The organism is Arthrobacter sp. NPDC089319, from assembly GCF_040684925.1.
Taxonomy (GTDB): Bacteria; Actinomycetota; Actinomycetes; order Actinomycetales; family Micrococcaceae; genus Crystallibacter.
In genome coordinates this window covers 85,785-110,557 of sequence record NZ_JBFBGZ010000008.1, presented here as the reverse complement: position 1 = coordinate 110,557, position 24,773 = coordinate 85,785, and the positions used below count along the sequence as shown (strand labels likewise).

24 protein-coding genes are annotated in these 24,773 nt (G+C 65.9%); 5 read left to right on the top strand and 19 right to left on the bottom strand.

Annotated features, from left to right (window positions below; translation table 11 throughout):
- Positions 1–4 precede the first annotated feature (4 nt).
- Positions 5–820 carry a serine hydrolase domain-containing protein gene (locus tag AB0N75_RS13145; protein ID WP_364650447.1) on the top strand — a complete coding sequence of 272 codons (816 nt, stop codon included), beginning with the start codon at positions 5–7 and terminating at the stop codon, positions 818–820.
- A 7-nt stretch (positions 821–827) separates the two neighbouring features.
- Here AB0N75_RS13145 and mutM read toward each other — a convergent pair whose 3' ends face one another.
- From mutM to coaD, 6 genes are all read right to left on the bottom strand, one after another.
- Entirely contained in the window at positions 828–1,817 is a 990-nt protein-coding gene (mutM, locus tag AB0N75_RS13140; RefSeq protein WP_364650444.1) for a bifunctional DNA-formamidopyrimidine glycosylase/DNA-(apurinic or apyrimidinic site) lyase, read from the bottom strand.
- The gene (rnc, locus tag AB0N75_RS13135; RefSeq protein ID WP_364650441.1) at positions 1,810–2,529 is read right to left on the bottom strand and encodes a ribonuclease III; all 720 of its coding nucleotides are present in this window, start codon (positions 2,527–2,529) and stop codon (positions 1,810–1,812) included. Before rnc ends, mutM begins: the two co-directional genes overlap by 8 nt.
- 11 nt (positions 2,530–2,540) lie before the next feature.
- A complete protein-coding gene (gene rpmF, locus AB0N75_RS13130) occupies positions 2,541–2,744 on the bottom strand; it encodes a 50S ribosomal protein L32 (RefSeq protein WP_127511582.1) in 204 nt (67 codons plus the stop codon).
- A 2-nt stretch (positions 2,745–2,746) separates the two neighbouring features.
- Positions 2,747–3,310, bottom strand: a complete 564-nt coding sequence (locus AB0N75_RS13125) for a YceD family protein (RefSeq protein WP_364650438.1) — start codon at positions 3,308–3,310, stop codon at positions 2,747–2,749.
- 120 nt (positions 3,311–3,430) lie between these two features.
- Positions 3,431–4,363: a UTP--glucose-1-phosphate uridylyltransferase GalU gene (galU, locus tag AB0N75_RS13120; protein WP_364650435.1), complete on the bottom strand. Its 933-nt coding sequence runs from the start codon at positions 4,361–4,363 to the stop codon at positions 3,431–3,433.
- Positions 4,364–4,410: 47 nt separating this feature from the next.
- Positions 4,411–4,908 carry a pantetheine-phosphate adenylyltransferase gene (gene coaD, locus AB0N75_RS13115; RefSeq protein ID WP_364650432.1) on the bottom strand — a complete coding sequence of 166 codons (498 nt, stop codon included), beginning with the start codon at positions 4,906–4,908 and terminating at the stop codon, positions 4,411–4,413.
- Positions 4,909–4,969: 61 nt separating this feature from the next.
- Between coaD and AB0N75_RS13110 the strand changes: the two genes are divergently transcribed.
- Together AB0N75_RS13110 and AB0N75_RS13105 are read left to right on the top strand one after the other, a co-directional pair.
- On the top strand, positions 4,970–6,211 hold the full coding sequence (locus AB0N75_RS13110) for an aminotransferase class I/II-fold pyridoxal phosphate-dependent enzyme (protein ID WP_364650429.1): 1,242 nt from the start codon (positions 4,970–4,972) through the stop codon (positions 6,209–6,211).
- Between the two features lie 3 nt (positions 6,212–6,214).
- Complete coding sequence (locus tag AB0N75_RS13105; protein WP_364650426.1) at positions 6,215–6,985, top strand: fused MFS/spermidine synthase; 771 nt, start codon at positions 6,215–6,217, stop codon at positions 6,983–6,985.
- On the opposite strand, the gene rsmD is transcribed toward AB0N75_RS13105, so the two are convergent.
- The 4 genes from rsmD to AB0N75_RS13085 all read right to left on the bottom strand — a co-directional run bounded on the left by rsmD (position 6,968) and on the right by AB0N75_RS13085 (position 11,866).
- The gene (rsmD, locus tag AB0N75_RS13100; protein ID WP_364650423.1) at positions 6,968–7,558 is read right to left on the bottom strand and encodes a 16S rRNA (guanine(966)-N(2))-methyltransferase RsmD; all 591 of its coding nucleotides are present in this window, start codon (positions 7,556–7,558) and stop codon (positions 6,968–6,970) included. The two genes, AB0N75_RS13105 and rsmD, sit on opposite strands and share 18 nt — an antisense overlap.
- Positions 7,559–7,561: 3 nt before the next feature.
- The gene (locus AB0N75_RS13095) at positions 7,562–9,739 is read right to left on the bottom strand and encodes an ATP-dependent DNA helicase RecG (RefSeq protein ID WP_364650760.1); all 2,178 of its coding nucleotides are present in this window, start codon (positions 9,737–9,739) and stop codon (positions 7,562–7,564) included.
- Position 9,740: 1 nt separating this feature from the next.
- Positions 9,741–10,679, bottom strand: coding sequence for a DAK2 domain-containing protein (locus AB0N75_RS13090; RefSeq protein ID WP_364650757.1), 939 nt, complete (start codon positions 10,677–10,679; stop codon positions 9,741–9,743).
- A gap of 152 nt (positions 10,680–10,831) precedes the next feature.
- Positions 10,832–11,866 (bottom strand): LCP family protein, encoded by a 1,035-nt coding sequence (locus AB0N75_RS13085; protein ID WP_364650420.1) that lies wholly within the window; start codon positions 11,864–11,866, stop codon positions 10,832–10,834.
- 135 nt (positions 11,867–12,001) lie between these two features.
- On the opposite strand from AB0N75_RS13085, the gene AB0N75_RS13080 reads away from it, so the two are divergent.
- On the top strand, positions 12,002–12,481 hold the full coding sequence (locus tag AB0N75_RS13080) for a DUF3515 domain-containing protein (RefSeq protein WP_364650417.1): 480 nt from the start codon (positions 12,002–12,004) through the stop codon (positions 12,479–12,481).
- Between the two features lie 257 nt (positions 12,482–12,738).
- Here the strand turns inward: AB0N75_RS13080 and AB0N75_RS13075 are convergent, their stop codons facing one another.
- The 6 genes from AB0N75_RS13075 to leuC form a co-directional block, all read right to left on the bottom strand.
- On the bottom strand, positions 12,739–13,890 hold the full coding sequence (locus AB0N75_RS13075) for a D-alanine--D-alanine ligase family protein (protein ID WP_364650415.1): 1,152 nt from the start codon (positions 13,888–13,890) through the stop codon (positions 12,739–12,741).
- Positions 13,887–14,921, bottom strand: a complete 1,035-nt coding sequence (locus tag AB0N75_RS13070) for an NAD(P)H-dependent glycerol-3-phosphate dehydrogenase (protein WP_364650412.1) — start codon at positions 14,919–14,921, stop codon at positions 13,887–13,889. Before AB0N75_RS13070 ends, AB0N75_RS13075 begins: the two co-directional genes overlap by 4 nt.
- On the bottom strand, positions 14,918–15,703 hold the full coding sequence (locus AB0N75_RS13065) for a lysophospholipid acyltransferase family protein (protein WP_364650409.1): 786 nt from the start codon (positions 15,701–15,703) through the stop codon (positions 14,918–14,920). Before AB0N75_RS13065 ends, AB0N75_RS13070 begins: the two co-directional genes overlap by 4 nt.
- A 6-nt stretch (positions 15,704–15,709) precedes the next feature.
- Positions 15,710–17,026, bottom strand: coding sequence for a UDP-N-acetylglucosamine 1-carboxyvinyltransferase (murA, locus tag AB0N75_RS13060; protein ID WP_364650406.1), 1,317 nt, complete (start codon positions 17,024–17,026; stop codon positions 15,710–15,712).
- Positions 17,027–17,251: 225 nt separating this feature from the next.
- Positions 17,252–17,851, bottom strand: a complete 600-nt coding sequence (gene leuD, locus AB0N75_RS13055; protein WP_364650404.1) for a 3-isopropylmalate dehydratase small subunit — start codon at positions 17,849–17,851, stop codon at positions 17,252–17,254.
- Between the two features lie 15 nt (positions 17,852–17,866).
- Positions 17,867–19,333 (bottom strand): 3-isopropylmalate dehydratase large subunit, encoded by a 1,467-nt coding sequence (leuC, locus tag AB0N75_RS13050; RefSeq protein ID WP_364650401.1) that lies wholly within the window; start codon positions 19,331–19,333, stop codon positions 17,867–17,869.
- Between the two features lie 149 nt (positions 19,334–19,482).
- Here leuC and AB0N75_RS13045 point away from each other — a divergent pair, with 149 nt between their 5' ends.
- Positions 19,483–20,202 (top strand): IclR family transcriptional regulator, encoded by a 720-nt coding sequence (locus tag AB0N75_RS13045; protein ID WP_241915089.1) that lies wholly within the window; start codon positions 19,483–19,485, stop codon positions 20,200–20,202.
- A 7-nt stretch (positions 20,203–20,209) separates the two neighbouring features.
- Here the strand turns inward: AB0N75_RS13045 and AB0N75_RS13040 are convergent, their stop codons facing one another.
- The 3 genes from AB0N75_RS13040 to AB0N75_RS13030 all read right to left on the bottom strand — a co-directional run bounded on the left by AB0N75_RS13040 (position 20,210) and on the right by AB0N75_RS13030 (position 24,659).
- Positions 20,210–21,193 carry a thiamine-phosphate kinase gene (locus AB0N75_RS13040; protein ID WP_364650754.1) on the bottom strand — a complete coding sequence of 328 codons (984 nt, stop codon included), beginning with the start codon at positions 21,191–21,193 and terminating at the stop codon, positions 20,210–20,212.
- An 86-nt stretch (positions 21,194–21,279) separates the two neighbouring features.
- Positions 21,280–22,890, bottom strand: a complete 1,611-nt coding sequence (locus AB0N75_RS13035; RefSeq protein ID WP_364650397.1) for a GTPase — start codon at positions 22,888–22,890, stop codon at positions 21,280–21,282.
- Positions 22,887–24,659: a dynamin family protein gene (locus tag AB0N75_RS13030; RefSeq protein ID WP_364650752.1), complete on the bottom strand. Its 1,773-nt coding sequence runs from the start codon at positions 24,657–24,659 to the stop codon at positions 22,887–22,889. Before AB0N75_RS13030 ends, AB0N75_RS13035 begins: the two co-directional genes overlap by 4 nt.
- Between the last annotated feature and the right edge of the window lie 114 nt (positions 24,660–24,773).

Here is a 24,773-nt window from a genome sequence, read left to right as displayed (position 1 = left end):
AACTGTGGAGAGCGTCAAGCTGATCGAGTCGTGGCCGGTGGACAACGCGGCCACCGCCGTCGTCGGCCCGGACGGCACTGTGCTGGGCACCCACGGCGACCAGCAACGGCGCTTCCCGTTGGCCTCGGTCACCAAACTCCTTAGTGCCTATGCCGTGCTGATGGCGGTCGAAGAAGGCGCGCTGGAACTGGACCAAGCTGCAGGGCCCGAAGGCTCCACGGTTCGTCATCTGCTCGCCCACTGCGCCGGTTTCGACTTCGGCGACCGCACCATCCGCTTTGCCCCGGGAGCCCGGCGGCTCTACTCCAACGCCGGTTTCGAGGTTCTCGGCGAAACGTTGGAAGCCGCCACGGGCATGAGCTTCGCCGCGTACCTGAAGGAAGGCGTGCTGGCCCCGCTCGACATGGCGGACACCAGCCTGGACGGCTCCCCCGCCGCCGGCGCCACCTCCACCGCCGCGGATCTGTCCCGCTTCGCCGCCGAACTGCAAAAACCATCGCTGCTGGCCCCGTCCACGCTGCAGGAGGCAACTCGGCTGGCTTATCCCGGCCTGTCCGGCGTGCTGCCTGGCTTCGGACGCCAGCAGGACAATGACTGGGGCCTCGGCTTCGAAATCCGCGGCCATAAAGACCCGCACTGGACCGGCGCGAACAGCTCGCCGAACACCTTCGGTCACTTCGGCCAGTCCGGCACCTTCCTCTGGGTGGATCCCGACGCCGGTGCCGCCTGCCTCGCGCTCACCGACCGCGACTTCGGCCCCTGGGCCGCTGAGATCTGGCCGAAGTATACGGACGAAGTTTTGGCCGAGCTGGAGCGTTAGGCGGGTTCTACCAGCGTCCGTTGCGCGGGCGCGGCTGGCAGACCGGGCAGGTGTAGGACGAGCGGTTCATGAAGGTGTCGCGGCGGATCTTGGTGGTCAGTCCCAGGTCGCTGCAGCGGTAGCAGGGCTCGTTTTCCCGGCCGTAGGCGTTCAGGTGCCGTTCGAAGTAGCCCGAGGCGCCGTTGACGTTCACGTAGAGCGAGTCAAAGCTGGTGCCGCCGGCCGCCAGCGCCTGGGTCATCACCTCGCGGCAGGCATCGAGGAGGCGTTCCGCGTCCTTGCGGCGCAGCGTGTCCGTGGGGCGGGCGTAGTGAAGCTTGGCAGCCCACAGCGCCTCGTCCGCGTAGATGTTTCCGATGCCTGAGACCAAGGCCTGGTCCAGGATGGCGCGCTTGATGCCGGTCTTGCGGGCACGGAGTCGCTGGTAGAACGCGTCAAAGGAGAAAGCCGGGTCCAGCGGGTCGCGGGCGATGTGAGAGGCTTCGACGGGGATCAGCGGCAGACCGGTCTCGGAGATGCCGCCGGAGTGGCCGTCGCGGGTGGGTTCCAGATCTGCCAGAAACATGCCGCCGAAGATCCGCTGGTCGACGAAGCGCAGCTCCGCCGGCATGGGCGAGCCGTCGGTGTCACTGGCCGGGCTCAGCGTCAGCCGCACTTTGAGGTGCTTCTCGTCCGGCTGTGCGCTGTCCTCCACCAGCAGCTGTCCGCTCATGCCAAGGTGCGCCATCAGGGCGAGTTTGGGTTCATTTCCGGCGTCGCCGTTTGAATCGTTCACACCCGTGGCAGCGGCCTCCAGCAGGGGCATCCAGAGGAACTTGCCGCGCCGGACGACGTCGGCGACGTGGGCGCCGACCAAGTTTCCGCGGAGGTCCTCGGCGCCGAGTGTGTGCCGGCGGATGGAGCGTTCATCAAGGACGTCGACGCCGGTGATGGTCCGGCCGCGGACCCACTGGGCCAACCCGCGGCGGACAACCTCCACCTCGGGCAGCTCAGGCATCCGATCCGCTGTTCTCCGTCACCGATTCGGGTAGGGATCCGCGCAGGTCCCGCCACGTTGAGGCGGCGGCTTCCTGTTCGGCTTCCTTCTTGGAATGTCCGGTCCCTTGGCCGTGTTCGGCGGTGCCGATCAGTAGCGTGGCCACAAACGTCCTCGCGTGGTCCGGCCCCGAGCCCTCCACGCGGTACGTCACGTTGCCCATTTTCCGGGCTGCGGCCAGTTCCTGGATGCTGGTCTTCCAGTCGGTCCCGGCACCCAGGGCCTCGGCGTCTGCCAGCAGCGGCCCGATCAGGCGCATCACCAACTGGCGTGCGGTTTCGATGCCGTGGCACAGGTAGGTGGCGCCGAACAGGGCTTCCATGGTGTCGGCAAGAATAGAGGACTTGTCCGCGCCATTGGTCAGCTTTTCGCCTTGCCCGAGCAGCACATGCTGCCCCACATCCAGCGAGCGGGCAATGCCGGCCAGCGCCCGGGTGGACACCACTGCGGATCGCCGTTTGGCCAGCTCGCCCTCAGGCAGGTCCGGATTGTCCCGGTACAGCGCGTCGGTCACGGAGAAACCCAGAATCGAGTCGCCCAGGAACTCCAGGCGCTCGTTGGTGGGCAGGCCGCCGTGTTCGTAGGCGTAAGAACGATGGGTTAAAGCGAGACGGAGCGTCTCGGCGTCGAGATCGACACCGAGACGCTCCAAAAGCTCTTCAGTTGAAGGCATACCGGACGTTATTACGCGTCGGCTACCTTGCGGCCCTTGTACTCAAGGAACAGCGCGGTGCCTGCCGAGTCGGTGACAACCTTTGCCTGGTGCGGCAGGCTGTAGGTGACACGGCCGTTCTCAACGGTCTTGACCAGATTGGGCGCAGTGGCCTTCCACTGGGACCGGCGGGCGCGCGTATTCGAGCGGGACATCTTCCGCTTGGGAACAGCCACGGCTAACTCTCTTCTCTCTCGTCTGACTCTTTACTTTTCGGCGCCTCGTCGGCGGCCGTGCCGGCCAGCCCAGCAAGGGCTGCCCAGCGAGGATCCACGACCTCATGTTGGTGACCCGGATCCTCTTCAAGGCGCATCCCGCATTCTGGGCACAAGCCTTGGCAGTCTTCCCGGCACACCGGCTGGAACGGCAGGGCGGTCACCACTGCGTCCCTCAGCACCGGCTCGAGATCGATTAGATCGCGCTCAACCCGCCGCTGTTCGTCCTGTTCTTCTTCCTCGAGGAGTTCAGCATCCTCATAGTAGAAGAGTTCCTGCACTTTGACGTCAAGGTCGTACGCGATGGGATCCAGGCAGCGCCCGCACTCGCCCGTGACAGCCACGGATACAGTGCCGGAAACCAGGATTCCCTCGTGCACGGCCTCAAGCTTCAGATCCAGCTCCATGTCGGAGCCTTGCTGAACGCCAATGAGCGCTGCCCCGAAATCCTTCGGCGCAGCTATATGTTCCTCAAGAGTCCGCATGCTGCCCGGGCTGCGCCCGAGGTCCTTGACCGCAAGGGTCAAGGGCGAACTTTGATCATGGTTCAAGACCAATGTACTGAAAACTCCTAAAGGAACATACGACCGACGTATCATCTTAGCTTGGATCCGGCGCTGGCCCAAACCGGCCATCCTGCGCCAGTCTCAGCCCTGTCCGGCAGCCGCCAAGGGCGTCTCCGCCTCGATCTGGCCGGCGAGGTCAACGATCCAGGAACGCAGTTCCGGTCCCAGGTCTTCGCGTTCCGTTGCCAGCGAGATGACCGCCTTGATGTAGCTGAGCTTGTCGCCGGTGTCGTAGCGACGCCCCTTGAAGACCACGGCATACACGCCGCCGCCCTCGTCGTCGGACTTCGCCAGGGTCTGCAGCGCGTCGGTCAGCTGGATTTCGCCGCCACGCCCCGGCGCGGTCTGCTCCAGCACTTCAAAGACGGCCGGATGCAGCACGTAGCGGCCAATCACAGCCAGATTGGACGGCGCGTCGGCCGTGGCCGGCTTCTCCACCAGGCCGTGGACCTTCACGTGCGCCGCTCCGTCAACGGCGCTGACGTCGGCGCAGCCGTAGGCGCTGATCTGTTCCGGATCGACCTCCATCAGGGCGATGACGGAACCGCCAGTCGCCTGCTGCACAGCGATCATCTCCGAGAGCAGTTCGTCGCGCTCGTCAATGAGGTCATCCCCCAGCAGGACGGCGAAGGGCTCGTCCCCTACATGCTGCTTGGCGCGGAGCACCGCATGGCCCAGTCCCCTGGGATCGCCCTGGCGAACGTAGTGGATATCCGCCAGCTCGGAGGATTCGCGCACGGCGGCCAGCTTCTCGAGGTCGCCCTTGGCCTCCAGCGTCTCCTCGACGAACGGCACACGGTCGAAGTGGTCCTCCAGGGACCGCTTGTTCCGCCCGGTGATCATCAGGACATCCGTCAGGCCGGAGCGCGCCGCTTCTTCGACGACGTACTGGATGGCCGGTTTGTCGACGACCGGAAGCATTTCCTTGGGCATGGCTTTGGTCGCCGGCAGGAACCGCGTTCCCAGGCCTGCAGCAGGGACCACGGCTTTGCGTACTAGGGGAGCATGAGACATGGGTACGAGATTAGCTGAAGCAACCACTCAGTCGTAATCGCACGTCATTACTCGGGCGCAGATATTGGGACTGTTCCCCCGGCGCGGAAGCGATTGAGAACCGCTTTGGGCACGAACTCGGAAATGTCTCCGCCCAGTGACGCAACTTCTTTGATCAGCGTGGAGGAGACATGCGAATAGCTGTTCTCGCCAGCGAGAAACACCGTCTCAATCCCGGCCAGGTGCCTGTTCATGTGGGCCATCGGCAATTCGTAGTGGTAGTCCTGCGACGAGCGCAGGCCTTTGACGATGACGCCGGCCCCACGGCTGCGGCAGTATTCGGCGAGCAGGCCCTCGCCCATCGGTTCAACGCTCACACCGCGGAGGTAGGACAGCGTCTCGCGGGCCATGGCGAGCCTCTCCTCCAGACTGAAGCGGTACTTTTTGGCGTAATTGGTCGAGACGGCGACGATGACCTCGTCATACATGCTCGCGGCACGGGCAATAATTTCCACGTGTCCTTTGTGGAGCGGGTCGTAGGATCCTGGGCAGACAGCACGGCGCATAGAGTCGAATCTAGCCGATCCGGCAGGCCGCGCACCACGCGGGATGGTAATACTGGAAGTCATGAGCACAGCAATGAGGCAACTGGTGCACGGACGCCGTGACAACGTTGCCGCCCCATGGCAGCGGACCGCGGCGGGATCGAACCTCCTCGGCGATGACGGCGGGCTCGGCGTGACCATTTTCGAGGAGATGACCACGCTGGCGGCCCGGACCGGTGCCATCAACCTGGGACAAGGCTTCCCGGACGAGGACGGGCCGGCCGAAATAGCTGCCGCCGCGATGGACGCCATCCGCAACGGCGCCAATCAGTATGCGCCGGGCAAAGGGACGCTCACGCTGCGCACCGCCGTCGCGCATCATCAGGAACGTTTCTACGGACTGACCCCCGACCCGGAAACCGAGATCATCGTCACCACGGGGGCAACGGAGGCTCTGGCAGCCACGCTGCTGGCGCTGACCGGACCGGGCGACGAAGTCCTGACCTTCGAACCCTTTTACGACTCCTACGGCGCGGTCATCGGATTGAGCGGCGCCCGGCATACCACGGCACCGCTGCTGGCTCCGGACTTCCAGCCCGACCTCGACGCACTTGAGGCGGCCTTCTCCGAGCGCACCCGCATGGTGGTGGTCAACAACCCGCACAACCCCATGGGCAGCGTCTTCCCGCGTGCGGCGCTGACCCGAATCGTCGAACTGGCACACCGCTACGATGCGCTGATCGTCACCGACGAGGTCTACGAACACCTCACCTTCGATGTCCCGCACATCCCGATCACGACGCTGCCTGGCGCGGCGGAGCGGACCCTCACCATCTCCTCGGCCGGAAAGACGTTCTCCTTCACCGGCTGGAAGGTCGGCTGGCTCTCCGGCCCGGCGGACCTGGTAGCGGCGGTGCGGACCGTCAAACAGTTCCTCACGTACAGTTCGGGCGCCCCGTTCCAGGATGCGGTGGCGCTGGGGCTCGGACTGCCCGACTCCTTCTACAAGGGCGTCGCCAGGGACCTGAAGGCCAAGCGCGACCTGCTCAGCGACGGCCTGCGGCAAGCGGGGTTTGACGTCTTCACGCCGCAAGGAACCTACTTCGTCAACGTGGACACCGCACCGCTGGGCTTTGCCGACTCCCTGGAACTGGCCCGGCGGTTGCCGGAGCAGATCGGTGTTGCGGCCATCCCGGTGCCGGTGTTCTGCCACCCCGACGGCGCCCGGCGTACCCGTTCGCTGCTGCGCTTCGCCTTCTGCAAGAAGACCGAGCTGCTGCAGGAAGCCGCCCGGCGCCTCGCCTCCCTGAGGAAAGGGGCCTGAGCCGTGGCGGAACGATATCTCGGCGGCAGCGGCCTGCACGCCAGCATCGACAAGGACGACCGCGTCCCGGGGTCCTACGTCCTCAGCATCGGCGGCGCGGAGCAATCACACGTCAATCTGCGGCATCCCGACGAAGTGTTCTACGAATACCTGCGCCGGATTGCCAACGTCGTCGACCTCGCCGGACCACAGGGAGTCCCGCTGCGGTGCCTGCACCTGGGAGCCGGCGCCCTCACGCTGGCCCGGTATGTCCAAGCCACCCGCCCCGGTTCCGAACAAGTAGCCGTGGAGTTGGAGCGGGAACTGTTGGACTTCGTGCTCGAGCACCTGCCCATGCCGGAGGGAACCGATCTCAGGGTCCACTTCGGCGATGCCCGGCATGAAGTGGCCTTCGGCGATATTGAGGGGACGTTCGACGTCATTGTGCTGGATGTCTTTGCCGGCGACGACGCCCCGGAACACCTCACCACCGCCGGCTACTACGAGGAGTTGCTGGACGTGCTGGAACCCGACGGAGTGCTGCTGGTCAACGTGGGCGACGATCCGCCGCTGACATTCGCCAAGCGGCAAACCAGGGAACTGGTCTCCGCCGCCGGGTCCGTCGCTGCCCTCGCCGAGACCGGCATGTTCACCAGCACTAGGGCCGGCAACATCGTGCTGGCCGCATGCCTTGACGGCTGGTCGCCTGAATGGACCGACGCGCTGCTGGCCGCGGGCCCACACCCCGCAGCCGTGCTCACCGGTCCCGAGCTCGAGTCATTCGCCGGGGGCTGAGGGCCCCATGACCGGCTCGGCGAACCACAACTGGGTCTCGCCGTACTTCTTGACCGCAAACCGCACCAGGCGATGCGGCCACGCGGGTTCCTGGGAACGCGAGGAACGCTCGACGACGACCACCGCGCCGTCGGCAAGGTAACCGGACAGGGACCGCAGGACCGCCCCGAGCGCGTCCTCCCCCAACGGATAGGGCGGATCCATCAGTACCAGGTCCCAATGTTGTCCCGCGGGAAGTTTCTCGAGAAAACGTTCCGCTTTCATGCGGTGAACGGTGGCCGTCTTCCGGCCCAGCTTCTCGTTGACCATATCGGCGTTTCGCCGGCATACCGCTGCGGCCTTGTCCGCCGCTTCGACCAGGTCGACTGTGGCAGCGCCGCGGCTGGCCGATTCCACGCCCAGCGCCCCGGATCCGGCGAAGAGGTCCAGCACGCGTGCACCGACCAGAATGTCGTAGGACTCCAACCGGGAGAACAGCGCCTCCTTGACCCGGTCCGTCGTCGGTCTCGTGTTGTCGCCCGGAACGCTCGCCAGGGTCAGTCCCCCGGCCACGCCGGCCACGATCCGGCTCACCGATTACCCGCGCTCAAGGAAGGCCTCGCGTTCGGGGTTCAGGTACAGCTCGATGGCCTCCGCCAGTTCCGGATACTGAGACAGCGTGGAGTCATGCTGCAGGATAGCGGTGGCGTCTTCGCGGGCACGGGCGATGACCGCCTCGTCCTTGATCACCCGCAGGAGTTTCAGCGTCGATTTGCCTCCCGATTGCGAGGCGCCGAGGATGTCCCCTTCGCGGCGCAGCTGCAGGTCTGCCTGGGAGAGTTCGAACCCGTCGGTGGTGGCGGCAACGGCCTGCAGCCGCTCCCGGCTGGGGTGGCCTGGTTCCAGCTGCGTCACCAACAGGCAGGTACCGGGGAGACCGCCTCGGCCCACCCGGCCGCGGAGCTGATGGAGCTGGGAAATCCCGAATCGGTCGGCGTCCAAAATCACCATCATGGTGGCATTGTGCACGTCGACACCGACTTCGATCACCGTGGTCGAGACCAGAATGTCCAGCGTGCCGTCGTTGAACTCCGCCATGGCTGCGGCCTTCTGCTCGGACTCGAGCCGCCCGTGCAGCATGCCGATCCGCACGCCCGCCAGCGCCGGCAGGCCGCTGATGTGCTCGATGATTCCGACCACCGAGGCCATCGGCCGCTGTTGCTCCTGGTCCAGATCGTCCGGCGGATCCGCTTCCTCGAGCTCGTCGTCGCCAATCTTGGGGCAGACAACGTAGACCTGCCGGCCGGCGTCGACCTCTTCGCGGGCGCGCTGCCAGATTCGGTCCTCCCACGCAGGGTGTTCCTGCAGCGCCACCATGTGAGTGGTGATCGGCGCGCGGCCCGCGGGCAGTTCGGTCAGCACCGACGTCTCCAAGTCACCGAAGACCGTCATCGCCACGGTCCGCGGGATGGGCGTGGCGGTCATGACCAACAGATGAGGCGGTGTGTCGGCCCGGCTGCGCAGTTTGTCCCGCTGCTCCACTCCAAACCGGTGCTGTTCGTCCACCACTACCAGCCCCAGGTCCAGGAACTGCACGGTCTCGGCAAGCAGCGCGTGGGTGCCGACGACGATTCCCGCTTCCCCGGTTGCTACATCCAGCAGGGCCCTGCGCTTGGCAGTTCCGGTCATCGATCCGGTGAGCAGCACCACCTTGGTGCCGTCGGCGTCGCCGCCGAGCATGCCGCCCTGTGCCAGCGGGCCGAGCGTCTTGCTGATCGACTCGTAGTGCTGTCCGGCCAACACCTCGGTCGGCGCGAGCAGCGCCGCCTGGCCGCCCGAATCGACCACTTGAAGCATCGCCCGCAGGGCGACCAGAGTCTTTCCGGAACCGACTTCCCCCTGCAGCAACCGGTTCATCGGCGCATGGCCGGCCAGCTCTGCCGCAATGGTCTGCCCGACGTCGCGCTGCCCGTTGGTCAGCTCGAAGGGCAACCGGGCGTCGAACTTGTCGGCGATGCCGCCGGTCCGTCCCGGTCGCGCGGTGGCGTGCTCAGCCGCCGCGATGGCCCGCTTCCGCCCCAGCGCCGCCTGCAGGACCAGCGCTTCCTGGTACCGGAAGCGGTCCCGGGCCGCGTAGGCGGCCTCCATCGAGGCCGGCCGGTGGATCTGTTCATAGGCCTCGGCCAGCGAGAGCAGTCCGTCTCGGATGGCGATGTCCGGCGGGATGGGGTCGCCCAAGCGGCTGAGGTCCACGATGTCCAGCAACGCGTCCACCGCAGCCTTGATCCGCCAGTTGCCCAGCTTGGCCGTGGCCGGGTACATCGGTACCGGACGCAAGGCTTCCTCGGCGTCGAAGTCGAAGGCGTCCTCAAGCAGTTGATAGTCCGGGTTGGTCAGCGTGAGGCTGCCTCGGTAAGAGGTCACCTTGCCGGAGAACATGGCGAGTGTGCCCGGCTTCAGCTCGCGTTCGGCCTGGTAGCCGTTGAAGAAGGTGAGGCTGATGTCCGAGGAATTGTCGGTCACCACCACTTCGGTCAGCGAGCCGCGGCGGGCACGCATCCGGCGCGACGTGCACTTCAGGACACGTGCCACCAGGCTGGCATCCTCGTCAAACGGCAGCTCGGCGATCATGGTCAGTTCGCCGCGCTTCAGATACCGCCGCGGAAAGTAATTGAGCAGTTCCCCGGTCAGCGTGATGCCCAGATGCTTCTCGAGTGCCGTCGCCGAACGTTTGCCGAGCCGCCGCTCCAGCGGAACGCCCAGCTCATCGGGCAGGTCAGCCGCCATGGCTGTGCTCCGGCGGCCCGGCCAGTTCCGTCATGGTGACATTCATCGGCTCACCCAGTTCCCGGATGAGCCCCAGGGCCGCATCGCCGTCCGGCACGTGGGCGTGGACACGCCAACGGTACCCGCCTTCGACCTCGGTCACCGCACTCATGATGACCGAATCGCCCAGCTCGTCCAGCTTCAAGCGCAGCGTTGCCGCATCCAACGGGCTGAGGTTTATGGTGCACATTACCTCGACGCCTTCGTCGATGTGGTCCAGGTGCAAATGCGGATCCTGCACGTTGAAGCCGTGCAATCCGTCGAGCAGTTCGGGCTGCAGCCCCTGGCCCAGGGCGCTGGCACGCAAGGTGTCCATGATGAGCAGGAAACCCACCGCCCCGGCATCGACAATATGGGCCGATTCCAGGGCACCGAGCTGGGCCTCGGTCCTGACCACTGCGGCGAGGGCCTCCTCCACGACCGCTTCCAGCGTCGCGGCCAGTCCATGGTTGCTGTCGTCGCCGTGCTGGGCGCCATGCACGGCCGAGGCCGCCCGCGACACGGCGGCGATGACGGAGAGCATGGTTCCCTCCACAGGCTCGCTTAGCGCAGACCAACAGCGGATCTCGGCACGCTGCAGGGACGCGGCGAGCAGCGGTCCGGTCAGCCGGGTGGTCCCGCGCAGCGGTTCAGCCAGGGCAGCCAGGAAAACGGACAACAAGGTACCGGAGTTTCCGCGCGCTTCCTCCATGGCGGCCTGGCCCGCACCGGCCAGGAGTTCACCGACGTCGCTCGTGGGGTTTTCCGAGGCTGATTTAGCCGCCGCCCGGATGGTCAGATAGAGGTTGGTCCCGGTGTCGCCGTCGGCCACCGGGAAAATATTGATGGCGTTCAGGCGGTCGCTGTGGTTCCCGAGTACCACCTCGGCCTTTGACAGCCAGCGGCGCAGCGCTTCGGCATTGGCAGCAATCTTCGTCTGCAACATGATCCCATCTGCATGCGCCGGCGATGCCCGCCAACGATCGTCCTCAGTTCTCCGGCGTTAACTGAGCCTACCGCAGCCTGCCCAGCCAGTCGGCACGCCGCGACGGCGCTGTGGACCTACTCCAAATCCGCGGTGCTCAGGTATTCGCCGAGGCTATCGCTCTTCAAGGCATCTGCGATCTCGGCAATGGCCGCCTCATCGGGTACCACGATCGATTGGCCGTCGGCGGACGTGCCGGTGCCGAGCGTCGGAAGGGTAAACATCTGAACGTCGTTTGAACGCACGTCTCGAAGCGATACTCCCAAGGACCCTGCTGTCATGGCGTTCAGGTCATTATCGACGCTGACGAACGGAGAGAATTCGTCGACAACCTCGTTGATGCGGATCGGGTTTGTCAGCGTTTCCGCCGTCAGGAACTCGGACATCAGTGCCTTGACGAAGAGTTGCTGGTTACGGACGCGCTGATAGTCGCCGTCGCTGAAGGCCTTGCGCTCCCGCACGAAGGACAGAGCAGATTCGCCGTCCAGGGTCTGCGTGCCCGCCGGGAAGTGTTCCCCGGTCGACCCATTCGCTGAGAAGGCCGCCGGGTTGTTGATCTCTACCCCGCCCAGGGCATCGGTGAGTTCCTTGAAACCTGAGAAGTCGATGATCGCCACGTGGTCGACGCGGGTCTCGAACATGCCTTCAATGGTTTCAACCACAAGCGGCACACCACCGAACGCCATGGCCGCGTTGATCTTGTGCTCACCCTGGCCCGGAATGTCCACCCATGTATCTCGCATGATCGACATGACGTAGACGTTCTCCCGGTTTTCCGGGATGTGCATCAGCATCATGGTGTCCGACCGGCTGCCATCCGAGGTCTCGGTGAGGTTCTCCCCCGAGGTGTTGCGGCTGTCCGAACCCATGAGCAGAATGTTGACGGATTTGTCGTTGGGGTCCTTTTCCGCCCGGTTGGTCGGGAAAGCCGACTCGATCGTCTGCGACTTGCTGTTGAAAGAGTTGGCGAGGTTGAAAATGTAGCCACCTCCAACAATTGCGGCCACAACAACAATGCCCAACAGCGTGAAGAAGACCGTTCGAATGGGGTCTTTCTTGCCCTTGCGGCGCTGCCGCCGTGGGCGGTATTCGTTGTCATGTTCAGCAGTCAATGAGGTCTCTTCCTTGGGAGGGGCTACCTAATAGGATAAAGCCCGCGGCAGGCTTGCCCTTGCAGGAACCCCGCTGGGCGTGGCCGCCGTCACGGCGGCCCCGGCGGCCTACAAAGACCGGGATACGCTAGCAGCATGACCCGTGTTTTCCCCAATCGCCTCCGTTGTGCTGCCCTGTTGTCGCTTGGATTGTTGGGAACCCTCACGGCCTGCTCGCCGGTGGTCACGGTTGACGCAGCACCGGATGCTGCCAATCCCGGCTGTGCTCCGATGATGGTGATCCTGCCCCAGTACGTGGCCGACTTCCCGCGCCGCGAAACCAGCAGCCAGGCCACCGCCGCCTGGGGGGACCCGTCACAGGTGATCCTGCGCTGCGGAGTTCAGGTTCCCGGTCCGACAACGGATCAGTGCGTTTCAGTCAACGACGTGGATTGGGTGCTGCGCGAAGGCGAGAACGGCTACTGGACCGCTACGACGTACGGGCGCACGCCAGCCACGGAACTTATTTTCAAGCCCGACGACGTGGCGGAGAGTTCCGTACTGATGGATCTGTCCGCGGCTGCCTCGGAGATTCCGCAGGAACGCAAGTGCCTGAGCATCTCGGACACGTTGTAGGGCTGCACGGGTCTCCACGGGTCTCCACGGGTCTCCACGCAGGCGCAAGCGCCTTTGGTCGACCACCGGTGAAACACGCAAGCGGCTTTGGTCGACCACCGGTGAAACACGCAAGCGCCTTTGGTCGACCACCGGCGCAGTGTCGGTGGTCGATGGAGGCGCGCCAGCGCCGAGTAGAGACCGGTCGGCCACCGCGGGTCTCCACGCAGGCGCAAGCGCCTTTGGTCGACCACCGGTGATCGAAACGCCACCGGCTGCTAGCGGAGTCCGGTCTTGCGGTTGAGCGCCAAATAGAGCAGTTCGTCGATCAGTTCGGTGTAGGGCAGACCTGACTTGGCCCACATCTGCGGGTACATGCTGATGGGTGTGAAGCCGGGCATGGTGTTGATCTCATTGATGATCAGCTCGCCGTCGGGCGTGTAGAAGAAGTCCACGCGCGAGAGGCCCTCTCCCCCGAGTGCGTCAAACGCCAGGGCGGCAAGCTCCCGGACCTTGTCCGTTGCGTCCGCCGGCAGATCTGCCGGACAGCTCAGCGCGGCAGCGGCCCCATCGATGTACTTCGCTTCGAAGTCGTAGAACTGATGCTGCCCGGGCTGCACAGCTATCTCGCCGGGCAGGCTGGCGCGGGTCGGTTCGGTGCCGCGGCCCTGAAGCACTGCCACCTCGATCTCCCGACCGATGATGCCGGCCTCCACCACCACCTTGGGATCGTGCTCTCGGGCGGCTTCGATGGCGGACCGCAACCCGGATGGCTCGGTCACGCGGGTGATCCCCATCGAGGATCCGGCGCGGGCGGGCTTGACGAAGACCGGGAACTGAAGCGCGGCCGCCCGCTGGAGCGCAGCGTCGGCGTCCTGCTGCCACTGGCGATCGGTGATGACTACGTAGGGTCCAACGGCGAGGCCGGCCGATTCGAAGACCACCTTCATGAAGTGTTTGTCCATGCCCACCGCGGAGGCCAGCACGCCGGCGCCGACGTAGCGCACGTCGGCCATCTCCAGCAGACCCTGCAGAGTCCCGTCCTCACCGAACGGTCCGTGCAGCAGTGGCAGCACGACGTCCACGTTGCCCAGGCTTTGAGGAACCTGCGCAGCCGGCGCCACCACCAGCTCCGGAGCGGTGTCGCGGCTGGCCAGCATGACCGGTTCTGCGGACGCGGCAATCTCCGGCATGGCACCCGAGGCCAGCGACCACTGGGCCGGATCATCGGCGACCTGCACCCACTGGCCGTTGCGCGCAATACCGATGGGAACGACGTCGTACTTGTCCTTGTCGATGGCGCCCAGGACACCTGCTGCGGTGACGCAGCTGACCGAATGCTCGCTGGAGCGTCCGCCGAAAAGTACCGCAACGCGGGGCTTGCGGCCGGCTGTTGACTCCGGCGCAGCCGGGCTGGATTCGTGGTTCACTGCAGCTCACCTTCGGATTTGAGTTCACGGGCCAATAGCCGTGGGGCCAGTTCCTCGACGGCGATCTCCCCCTCAAGGACGGCCACCACCGCCTCGGTAATCGGCATGTCGACACCGAGCTTTGTGGCCAGATCCAGCACCGCCCGGCCGGACTTGATGCCTTCGGCAGTCTGGGTCATCTGTTCGGACACTTCATCAAGCGTCAGCCCCTCGCCCAGCAAGCGGCCGGCAGTATGGTTGCGGGACAGCGGCGATGAGCAGGTGGCGACGAGGTCGCCCAGCCCGGCCAGACCGGCCATGGTCTGCACGTCTCCGCCCAGGGCCAGGGTGAGGCGCGTAGTCTCGGCGAGTCCACGGGTGATGACCGTGGCCTTGGTGTTGTCGCCCATGCCCTTGCCGTCGCAGATGCCCACGCACAAGGCGATGACGTTTTTGACGATGCCGCCGATTTCGACGCCGGTGACGTCCGGGTTGGTATACGGGCGGAAATAAGCCGCGGTGCAGAGCCGGGCGATCCACTGCGCCACATCTTCATCCGTGCAGGCCACCACGGACGCGGTCGGTTCCTTGCGCGCGATCTCCATGGCCAGGTTGGGGCCGGAGATGACTGCCACGCGGTCGTCGGACAGCCCCAGCTCTTCCTTGATCACTTCGCTCATGCGTGCGTCGCTGCCGCGCTCCAACCCCTTCATGAGCGAAACCACCACTGCCTCCGGATCCAGCAAGGGTTTCCAGGAGGCCAGCTGCGGCCGGAGGGTCTGGGCCGGGACGGCTAGCACTACCAGCGGTGCATTCAGGACGACGTCGGCTACATCAGCGGAAGCAACCACGTTGCCGGGCAGGACGATGTCTTTGAGGTACTTGGCGTTGCGGTGTTGGGTATTGATTTCCTCCGCCACCTCGGGGCGCCGTGCCCACAGCCGAACTTCGACCTCGGGGTGTGCGTCAGCAACTACCTTGGCGAAAGTAGTGCCCCAGCTTCCTGCTCCGAGAACTGCAATGGTTGCAGGCAGGTCGGGGCGTTCGCTCACAACTTCTCCTCTGGCGGGATTTCTTCCGTATGCACCGCAGGACCGGCACCGAAGTCCCGGCCGGTCGATTTCTGCCCGTGTGCGGAAGGATCCCAGCGGAAAGCAGGGGGTTCTTCGCCGCGCACCTCGGCCAGCAGCGCAGTGATGCTGTCCATAATCCTATTCGTTGCGGCGTCGAGCACCGTCTTGGTGATCGGCATGCCGCCGAACTCCGACAGATCGACCGGGGATCCGGCCACCACATGAGCGGTCTTGCGCGGGAAAAGGCTGGGTTTCTTGGCATAACGGGGCAGCAAGTCGTTGGCTCCCCAATGTGCCACCGGGATGACCGGCGCTCCGGTCTGCAGGGCGAGCCGGGCGGCCCCCGTGTGCCCGCGCATGGGCCACAGATTCGGGTCCCGCGTCAGCGTGCCTTCCGGATAGATGATCACGGCGCCGCCTTCATCCAGCACTTCGCGGGAGATTTCCAAGGAACGGTTAGCGCCCGAGCTGCTCCGTTCGACCGGAATCTGCCGGGCCCCGGACAACAGCTGGCCCACCACCGGAATCTTGAACAGCGAGGCCTTGGCCAGAAAATGCGGCAGGATGCCTTGGTTATAGACATAGTGGCCCACTACCAGCGGATCAATCTCCGTGTTGTGGTTGGGACAGACGATGATTCCCTGGTTGCTGGGGAAATTTTCGGTTCCTGACCAGTTGCGCCGCAAGACCAGGTTCAAGACCGGCCGGACTGCGCCGGCCAGGATACCGATGACCACACGCTCTTTGGTAGCTGCTCCCATCGCTGCCTACTCGACGTCGAAGTCCGCGCCGAGGCCTTCCAGCTTCGACTGGAAGTGCTCGTAGCCGCGATTGATGAGTTCGATGCCGGTGACCCGGGAGGTTCCGGTGGCAGCCAGTGCGGCGATCAAGTGGCTGAATCCGCCACGGAGGTCGGGAACGTCAATTTCCGCACCGGAGAGCTGAGTAGGGCCGGAGATGACGGCAGAATGCAGGAAATTCCGTTGGCCGAAGCGGCACGGAATGCTGCCGAGGCATTCGCGGTGAACCTGGATGTTCGCCCCCATCCGGATCAAGGCTTCGGTGAAGCCGAACCGGTTCTCGTAGACCGTCTCGTGCACAATCGAAACGCCTTCCGCCTGGGTCAGGGCAACCACCAGAGGCTGCTGCCAGTCCGTCATGAACCCGGGGTGCACATCGGTCTCGAGCACCAGCGGCGACAGGCTCCCGCCTGGGTGGTAGAACCGGATGCCGTCGTCGTCGATATCCAAGGCCCCACCGATCTTGCGGTAGGTGTTCAGGAACGCCGTGAGATCGCCTTGGTTCGCGCCTTCAACGTAGATGTCCCCCTTGGTGACCAGCGCCGCCGATGCCCAGGAGGCCGCCTCGTTGCGGTCGGGCAGGGCGCGGTGGTTGAAACCAACCAGTTCCGGCACGCCCTCAATGCGGATGACACGGTCCGTCTGGACAGAGATGATGGCGCCCATCTTCTGCAGCACGGCGATCAGATCCATGATCTCCGGTTCGATGGCAGCACCGCTGAGCTCCGTGATCCCCTCGGCCCTGGTTGCTGTCAGCAGAACCTGTTCGGTGGCCCCGACACTGGGATACGGCAGCGCCAGCTTGGCGCCCTTCAATCCCCTGGGTGCCGAGATGGAGATGCCACCGGGACGCTTGTCCACGATGGCACCGAACTGGCGCAGCACCTCGAGGTGGTAGTCGATGGGACGGTCGCCGATGCGGCAGCCGCCCAGATCGGGGATGAATGCCTCGCCGATGGCGTGGATCAGGGGGCCGCAGAAGAGAATCGGGATCCGGGAATCGCCGGCGTGCGCGTCGATGTCCTTCATCTGGGCCGTCTTGACGTGGGTGGGATCCAGCGTCAGGTCACCGGTCACCGGGTCTTTGGAAACCTCCACGCCGTGCAGGCGCAGCAGGCTGGTGACGATCTCCACGTCCCTGATCTCGGGCACATTCCGGAGGACCGAGGCATCGCTGGCGAGCAAGGAGGCGACCATCGCTTTGGGAACCAGGTTCTTGGCACCACGGACGGAGACCTTTCCCGTCAGGGGTACGCCACCACGAATGGTCAAAACACTTGCCATGAATACCTGTTTCCTCAAACTAGTTTAACGCCGGACTGGGCCTAGGGCTCAGCTAAGCATATTGGCAATCCGTGACCATTCCGAAATAAACGGACCGCGCGTCCCGTGGCTTTCTGTGCGCCGACCGCGGACTTACATAATGCGGGTCATTCACGCAAATCGGCGCCCTTGAAAGAACTGTTGCAGTTCCCTCAAGAGCGCCGATCCGGTGCAGGATGCCTGCGGTCAGACCTTGGCGGGAAGCGTCTTCGGCTTCCACGACGGCCGGCTGGCCTCGTAGGAGGTGATTTCCGCCTCATGGTGCAGGGTCAGGCCGATATCGTCCAGACCTTCGAGCAACCGCCAGCGGGTGTAGTCGTCGATCTCGAACGGAGCGGTGATGGTTCCGCAGATGACGGTCTTCGCGTCCAGATCCACCGTGATCTCGGTACCCGGATGGTTCTCGAGTTCCTTCCAGATCAGCTCGATGTCATCCTGCGCCACCTCGGCCGCCAGCAGGCCCTGCTTGCCGGAGTTCCCGCGGAAGATATCCGCAAACCGGGACGAGAGCACTACGCGGAACCCGTAGTCCTTCAGGGCCCAGACGGCGTGCTCGCGCGAGGAACCGGTGCCGAAGTCGGGGCCGGCCACCAGAACGGAACCGCGGTTGAACGGCTCTTGGTTCAGGATGAAATCGTCGTTCTTGCGCCAGCCGGCGAACAGGGCATCCTCGAAGCCGGTCCGGGTGATCCGCTTGAGGTACACCGCCGGGATGATCTGGTCGGTGTCCACATCGGACTGCCGCAGGGGAACGCCGATGCCGGTATGGGTGGTGAACTTCTCCATGGTGCTTCAGGCTCCTTAGGCAGCAGACCGCGTGGATGCGTCGTTAGTGGCTGGATCCAGATCCGAGGGCGAGCTCAGAGTGCCGCGCACCGCCGTGGCGGCAGCAACAACCGGCGAGACCAGATGGGTCCGGCCGCCCTTGCCTTGCCGGCCTTCGAAGTTGCGGTTGGAAGTGGAGGCGCAGCGCTCCCCCGGAGCCAACTGGTCCGGGTTCATGCCCAGGCACATGGAGCAGCCGGCGAACCGCCACTCGGCACCGAACTCCTTGAACACCTGGTCCAGCCCTTCGGCTTCGGCTTCAAGCCGGACGCGCGCCGACCCGGGGACCACCATCATGCGCACATTCGGCGCCTTTTGCCGGCCGCGGATGATGTCCGCGGCGATGCGCAGGTCCTCGATCCGGCTGTTGGTGCAGGAGCCCAGGAACACGGTGTCCACCGGGATCTCCTTCATCGGCGTGCCCGCCTCGAGTCCCATGTAGGCCAGCGCACGTTCCGCCGCGGCCTTGGCGTTCTCGTCGGCAAAGTCGTCCGGCGACGGCACCGCCTCGGACAGTGACACACCCTGCCCTGGGTTGGTGCCCCAGGTGACGAAAGGCTCCAGGGTGTTGGCATCCAGGAAGACTTCGGCGTCGAATTCTGCGTCGTCCTCGGTGTGCAGCGTCTGCCAGTACTCGACGGCGGCCTCCCAGTCGGCGCCTTCGGGTGCGTGCGGACGGCCCTTGAGGTATTCGAAGGTGGTCTGATCCGGCGCCACCATGCCGGCGCGGGCGCCCGCTTCGATGGACATGTTGCAGATGGTCATCCGGGCTTCCATGCTCAGCGCGCGGATGGCGGAGCCACGGTATTCCAGCACGTAGCCCTGCCCGCCGCCGGTGCCGATCTTGGCGATGACGGCCAGGATGATGTCCTTGGCCGTGACCCCGGGACGCAGCGTGCCCTCGACGTTGATCGCCATCGTCTTGAACGGCTTCAGCGACAGCGTCTGGGTGGCCATGACGTGTTCCACCTCGGACGTTCCGATGCCGAAGGCCAGCGCGCCGAACGCGCCGTGCGTGGAGGTATGGGAGTCGCCGCACACCACTGTCATGCCCGGCTGGGTGAGCCCCAGCTGGGGACCGACGACGTGGACAATGCCCTGCTCGGCATCGCCGAGCGAGTGCAGGCGGACGCCGAATTCCCGGCAATTGGAGCGCAGCGTCTCGATCTGGGTCCGGCTGGTCAGGTCGGCAATCGGCTTGTCGATGTCCAGCGTGGGAGTGTTGTGGTCCTCGGTGGCGATGGTCAGATCCGGTCGACGCAGCTTGCGGCCCGCCAGCCGCAGGCCCTCGAAGGCCTGCGGAGAGGTGACTTCGTGCACCAAGTGCAGGTCGATGAAGAGGAGGTCGGGCTGGCGGGCTGTGCCTTCCCCGTCGCCGCGGCGCACCACGTGCGCCTCCCAGACCTTTTCAGCGAGCGTCCTGCCCGCAGTGTTACCGGCCATGGCCAGATCCCTCCATCAATTACCAATGCAGGTGGTGTCTCCCAGCGGGAGACCTGCTTTAAGTGTGTGATTCAACTCTTCCAGTACGGGCTCGAATCCCGCCAGCGAAACGACTTGCATCTCAAATAGTGAGATGACAGTATCATTCTATGGACAATCCTAGTGGTGTCGGCGTCATCGACAAAGCGGCCATGGTGCTCGACACCCTCGAGGCCGGACCAACCTCGCTGGCCCAGTTGGTGGCAGCCACCGGCCTGGCCCGGCCAACGGCTCATCGGCTTGCCTTGGCCTTGGTCCACCACCGGCTGGTCAGCCGGGACATGCAGGGCAGGTTCGTGTTGGGCAGCCGGCTGGTAGAACTCGCCGCCGCTGCCGGCGAAGACCGCCTCATTGCGGCGGCGGGCCCGGTCCTAATGAATCTTCGCGACGCCACCGGCGAAAGCGCACAGGTCTTCCGGCGGCAAGGCGACGCACGCGTCTGCGTGGCCTCGGCGGAACGGCCGATTGGCCTGCGGGACACCATTCCGGTGGGGACGCAGCTCTCGATGAAGGCCGGCTCCGCCGCCCAGGTCCTGCTGGCGTGGGAAGACCACGAACGGCTGCTGGAGGGTCTTCATGGGGCACGTTTCACCCCGACGGTGCTCGCCGGCGTGCGCCGCCGCGGCTGGGGCCAAAGCCTCGGCGAGCGTGAGCCCGGAGTGGCGTCGGTCTCGGCGCCGGTGCGCGGACCATCGGGGCGCGTCATCGCCGCTGTTTCCATTTCCGGCCCGATCGAGCGGCTGACCCGGCAGCCCGGCCGGCTGCATGCCGAAGTAGTCTGCAACGCTGCCGCCCAACTCACCGAAGCCCTGCGAAAGACCAACGACTAGCAGCCCTTCAACCCCCGAAGTGGTCCCAGCCAATGGCCTGGACGGCGGCGCCGTCCAGGGTCGCCGGAACCGATCCGCTTTTGCGGACCGCACCGACTGCCACGAATCCGTCCGGTAGGGCCACCGTTGCCGGGAAGGTGCACAGCAGGCCATGGTCTTCTCCGCCGCCGAGTACCCATTCCATCGGGTCGGCTCCCAGCAAGGCACCCGCCTCGCCCAGCGGTTCAACAAAGTCCTGCAGCGCTGCCGCGAAAAAGTCCACCGAGACGGCGCTTGCACGGGCCAGCCGGGCTGCGTCGCGGAGCAAGCCGTCCGAAATGTCCATCATGGCGGTGGCACCCGCCTTGGCGGCCGCCGGGCCAGCATGCAGCGGTGGCTCGGGCCGGGACTGGATAGTCGCCAGCGCCCGCAGCGAAGCCTTGGCCTCGGCGATAGGGTGCTTGCCGTCGAGCAGGCGCAATCCAGCCGCCGCCTTCCCCAGCGTTCCGGCCACGGCCACGACGTCGCCCGGGCGTGCACCGCTGCGTAGCACCGGACGGCGGCCTTCGAGATCGCCGGTGACGGCGGCCGTAACCACCAGCGCATCGCCCCGGCCCAGATCCCCGCCGACAACGGAGCACCGGTCCGCACCAAGTTTCCGGATCGCCTCGGCCACACCATCGGCCAGATCCTCAACCCACGCCACCGGCGTCGAACCGGGCAGGGTGAGGCTGATGACTAAAGCCGTGGGCACGGCCCCCATGGCATTGATGTCCGAGAGGTTCTGCGCCACGGATTTCCAACCGACGTCGTAGCCGGTGGTCCGGTATCCCGAGGGCCACTCGAGCCGGAAGTCCTGGTCCTGGACCAACGTATCGATCGAAATGACGGTCCGGGCATCCGGTGCGTCGATAACGGCGGCATCGTCGCCGGGGCCGACCGGGACGTTGCCGGGGCCGAGACGGGGGAAGATCCTCTCCAGCAGTGATCCCTCATCCAGCTCATTGATCATCAGTTCATCGGCCAATCTTGCAATTCTCCCTTGTCATTACAGGCCCGTTCCGAGCTTCGCACGGGTCACGCGGCTTTCCGACGGCATCAGTCTCCGGCCGCCGTCGCTACCGCCTGCCGGAATTCCTTGTACAGGGCGACCGCCTGCTCCACAGGCTGGACGATCCGCTCTTCCGCAACCTGCGCCACGGAGGCGCGCAGCCGCCGTCGTGCCCTTGCTGCCCTGGATCTGGCGACGAGGCGCGATATCAGGCCGGATGCCAGCGCCAGCAGCACCCCTGCGAGGATCCCGGCGGCCAGCAGCAAGGTGGGCACGGGGAAGCCCTCCACCCTGGGGGTTTCCGGCACCGGGAACTGGAAGTATCCCAGCGCCGCGATGCCCAGCAGCCATAGTGCTCCGGCCAAGGCGGCCGCCAAGGCGCACCATTGAATCACGCCGAAGACGGGCCACCACCAGGACCCCCGGTCAGAGCGCAGGTCGGTGCGGGCCAGGGCTTGGTCCAAGTCGTCCGGGAGCGTGTCCTCTCCGGACCGTGCGGCCCGGCGAATGGCCGCGCGCCACGGGGCACTGGCTCCTTCGCTGGCTCGGTCGGCGAACTGCCGTACCGCATTGTCGGCCTGCGCCTGTTGGGCCGGGCCCGGCGCCGGCATCGACGAACGATTGAGCATCGGGCTGACGTCTTTGCGGTCCAAGTTGAGCCGTTTGAGCGGGTCCCGGCGCAGCTTCCCCAACCAGCGGACCACCGGCCATCCCGTCCGGGCGTGCGACTGGCGGCGGTAGGACGTGGCGACGGCGTCGCCGATCGCATCAACGCCCGCGGCCTGCGAGAGCTGGTCAGCCAGTTCCGTGCGGGCTGGCTTACTGACGCCGGCCGGTTCCGAGCCAAGATGCAGGTCCAGCGAGTGGGCCGCGTTGCGGACGTCGGCGACGAGCCGGTTGGTTGCTGCCTGCCGCTGGTCGGCGAAAGCGGTAATCGCCGCCTTGAGCTCATCGATGCCGGCGCCGGTCCGGGCGGAGGCAGGATAGACATCTGCCCGGCCCAGCCCGTCCTGGACCAGGATGTCCTTGAGCGATGCCATGACGGGTTGCAGTTGGTTCTCTGCCAACCGGTCCACCTGGTTCAGCACCACCAGGGTCACCGCCCCGTGGGATGCCAGCGGCCGCAGGAAGCCGTGGTGCACAGCGGCATCGGCGTACTTCTGCGGATCCAGGACCCAGACCAAGACGTCCACTTGCCCCGCAAGGCGCTGCACAATCTCGCGATGCTCGACGGCGGTGGAATCAAAGTCGGGCAGGTCCAGCAGGATCAGGCCGCCATGTCCGCGCAGCGACTCATCGGCAATAAAGTGCCGGTGGGCCACCTGCAGCCAATCCAGCAGCGGCTCGCTGCCGGCCGTTCCCCAAATGCCGGCCAGCGTCTCCGAGGTGGTCGGACGGCGTGCAGCCACGGCGGCGTGATGGGTTCCGGATACGGCGTTGAAGAGGGAGGACTTGCCGCTGCCCGTCGCTCCGAAAAACCCGACGACGGTGTGTTCGGCGGACAACGAGCGACGGGTGCTGGCGCGTTCCAGGACATCGTTGATCGGCGCGAAGTCCGCTGTCGGCAGCACGCCCTCGGCCAGTTCGGCAGCCGAGTTCAAGGCCTCCAGCCGCGCCTCCAACACGGATGCTTCGGGCTTCCCCCGGTGCCGGCTCATTCCGGAGCCTCCCGGTCCGGTGTGCTTCCCACAGCGTGCAATTTCTCCGCCAGTAAGCGCATCGCCTCGGCTTGCTGCTCCTGCGGCGGGACCCTGGACAGGAAGCGCTCCGCTTCAGCGTCCATCAGCCTGCGTGTGCGGTCCTCCAGCTGGGAGCGGGCCTTGCGGGCCAGCCTGCGGACGGCGTCCTCGCCGAAGACGGCTTCGAGCAGCTTCTGGCCCACCACGGCTGTGCCGCCGGCAACGCCGATTTCCAAACCCGTCAGCCCGCCTGTCGCCGCGAAGATCACCACCATCAGGGCCACCCCGAGCCCATTGACTCCGAAGGAGAGCATGCGCGCGGTGAACCGCTTGTCCTCGCCCTCGCTGCGGATCAGATCCAGCAGGTCCGCCTGCCACGCCCGGATCTCCCGCGCCACTTCGGCCGAGAATCCGGCGCTGGGAGTCGACAGGTCGCCGTCTCCGAGCAGGCCCTGCCCGGCCGGATCCACCCGCCAGCCCGCGTCGGCTTGCTCCGTCCCCTTGGCCGCGGCCTCGACGACGACGGCCTGCAGTCCGGACTCGATGGCCGCCTCGACCACCACCGAGGGTGCCGGCTTACCGGAGAAGAACGCGCCGATCCGGTCCCGCAGCCGGCCTATTCCACTCTCGATGCCGCGGAAAAATTCCCCGGTTCCGACAAAGTCCTGCCACCGGGCCAACACCTCGCCGCGCAGCAGCGTCCCGTCCTGCGTCGCCGCGAGGGCCTGAACGGTGGCTGCTTCATAGGCCCGATCGACGATCTTGCGCAGCCTCTGGCTGGCGGCGTATTGATCGTCCGCTGCGACGGCTGCGGCCCGGACGGTGCCGGCCAGCGAGCGCACGGCCCCACCGAGGGTGCGGCGGGCAATATCGGCACGGCTGGAAGCATCGGCGGCGAGCTCCTCGAGCCATGCGCGGATCGGATCCACGGCCCCGGCCGGCAGCATGCCCTGCCCGTCCAGCGTGGACTCGTAGATGACGAACAGCTTGGCGGCGGCGAGCCCCTGTCGCTGCAGCAGCCCGGCCAGGTCGGTGCGGACCTCCAGTTCAACGTCCGCCGGTACCCGGTCCAGCACGACTGCGACCTCGATGTCCCGTTGTGCGGCGTCCAGCAGCAGCGCCCACGGCACTGCGTCCGCGTAGCGGTTGGCCGTGGTGACGAAAATCCACAGATCCGCCGCCGCCAGCAGTTGACCGGCCAGCCGTCGGTTGTCGTCGGAGATGGAATCAATATCCGGTGCGTCGAGCACCGCAACGCCTGCGGGTATGCTTCGGTCCGCCAGTAACACCAGTGAGGTCCCCGCGGGCTCGGCGGCCTGCTCTGCCCCGCCGGTGTGCGCCTCTGGCGCGGCATCTGCGGGTGTTCCGGTGATCCTACTGAGGCCGGGCAGGATCCTCCGGTCGGTAAACCAGCCAGCATCGCTCGGATGATGCAACAGGACGGGCTGCCGGGTGGTGGGCCGGATGGCGCCCGCACGCGTCGCCGGGTATCCGGCCAGCGCGTTCACCAGCGTTGACTTTCCGGCGCCGGTCGAGCCTCCCACCACCGCCAGCAGCGGTGCTTCCAGCCTGCGGTAGCGGGGCAAAATATAGTCGTCCAACTGGGCGACGGCCGCGCGGATTGCGGCGCGTGCCTCGACGGCGCCCGGGACGTCCAGCGGCAAGTCCAACAACTCAAGCGTGCCGCGGCTTTCTTCCAAGAGCTCGACGGCGTCCGCCGCTCCCCTGTCCTGGCCCTCGGGCAACATGCTGGTCACGCTCCCCATCATGCCAGCAGAAGCGGTCAACCATGCGGACCCCGGCCGCTGCGGGACGCACATCTCCCGGCATGCACAAACCGGCCCCGGACATGATGTCCGGGA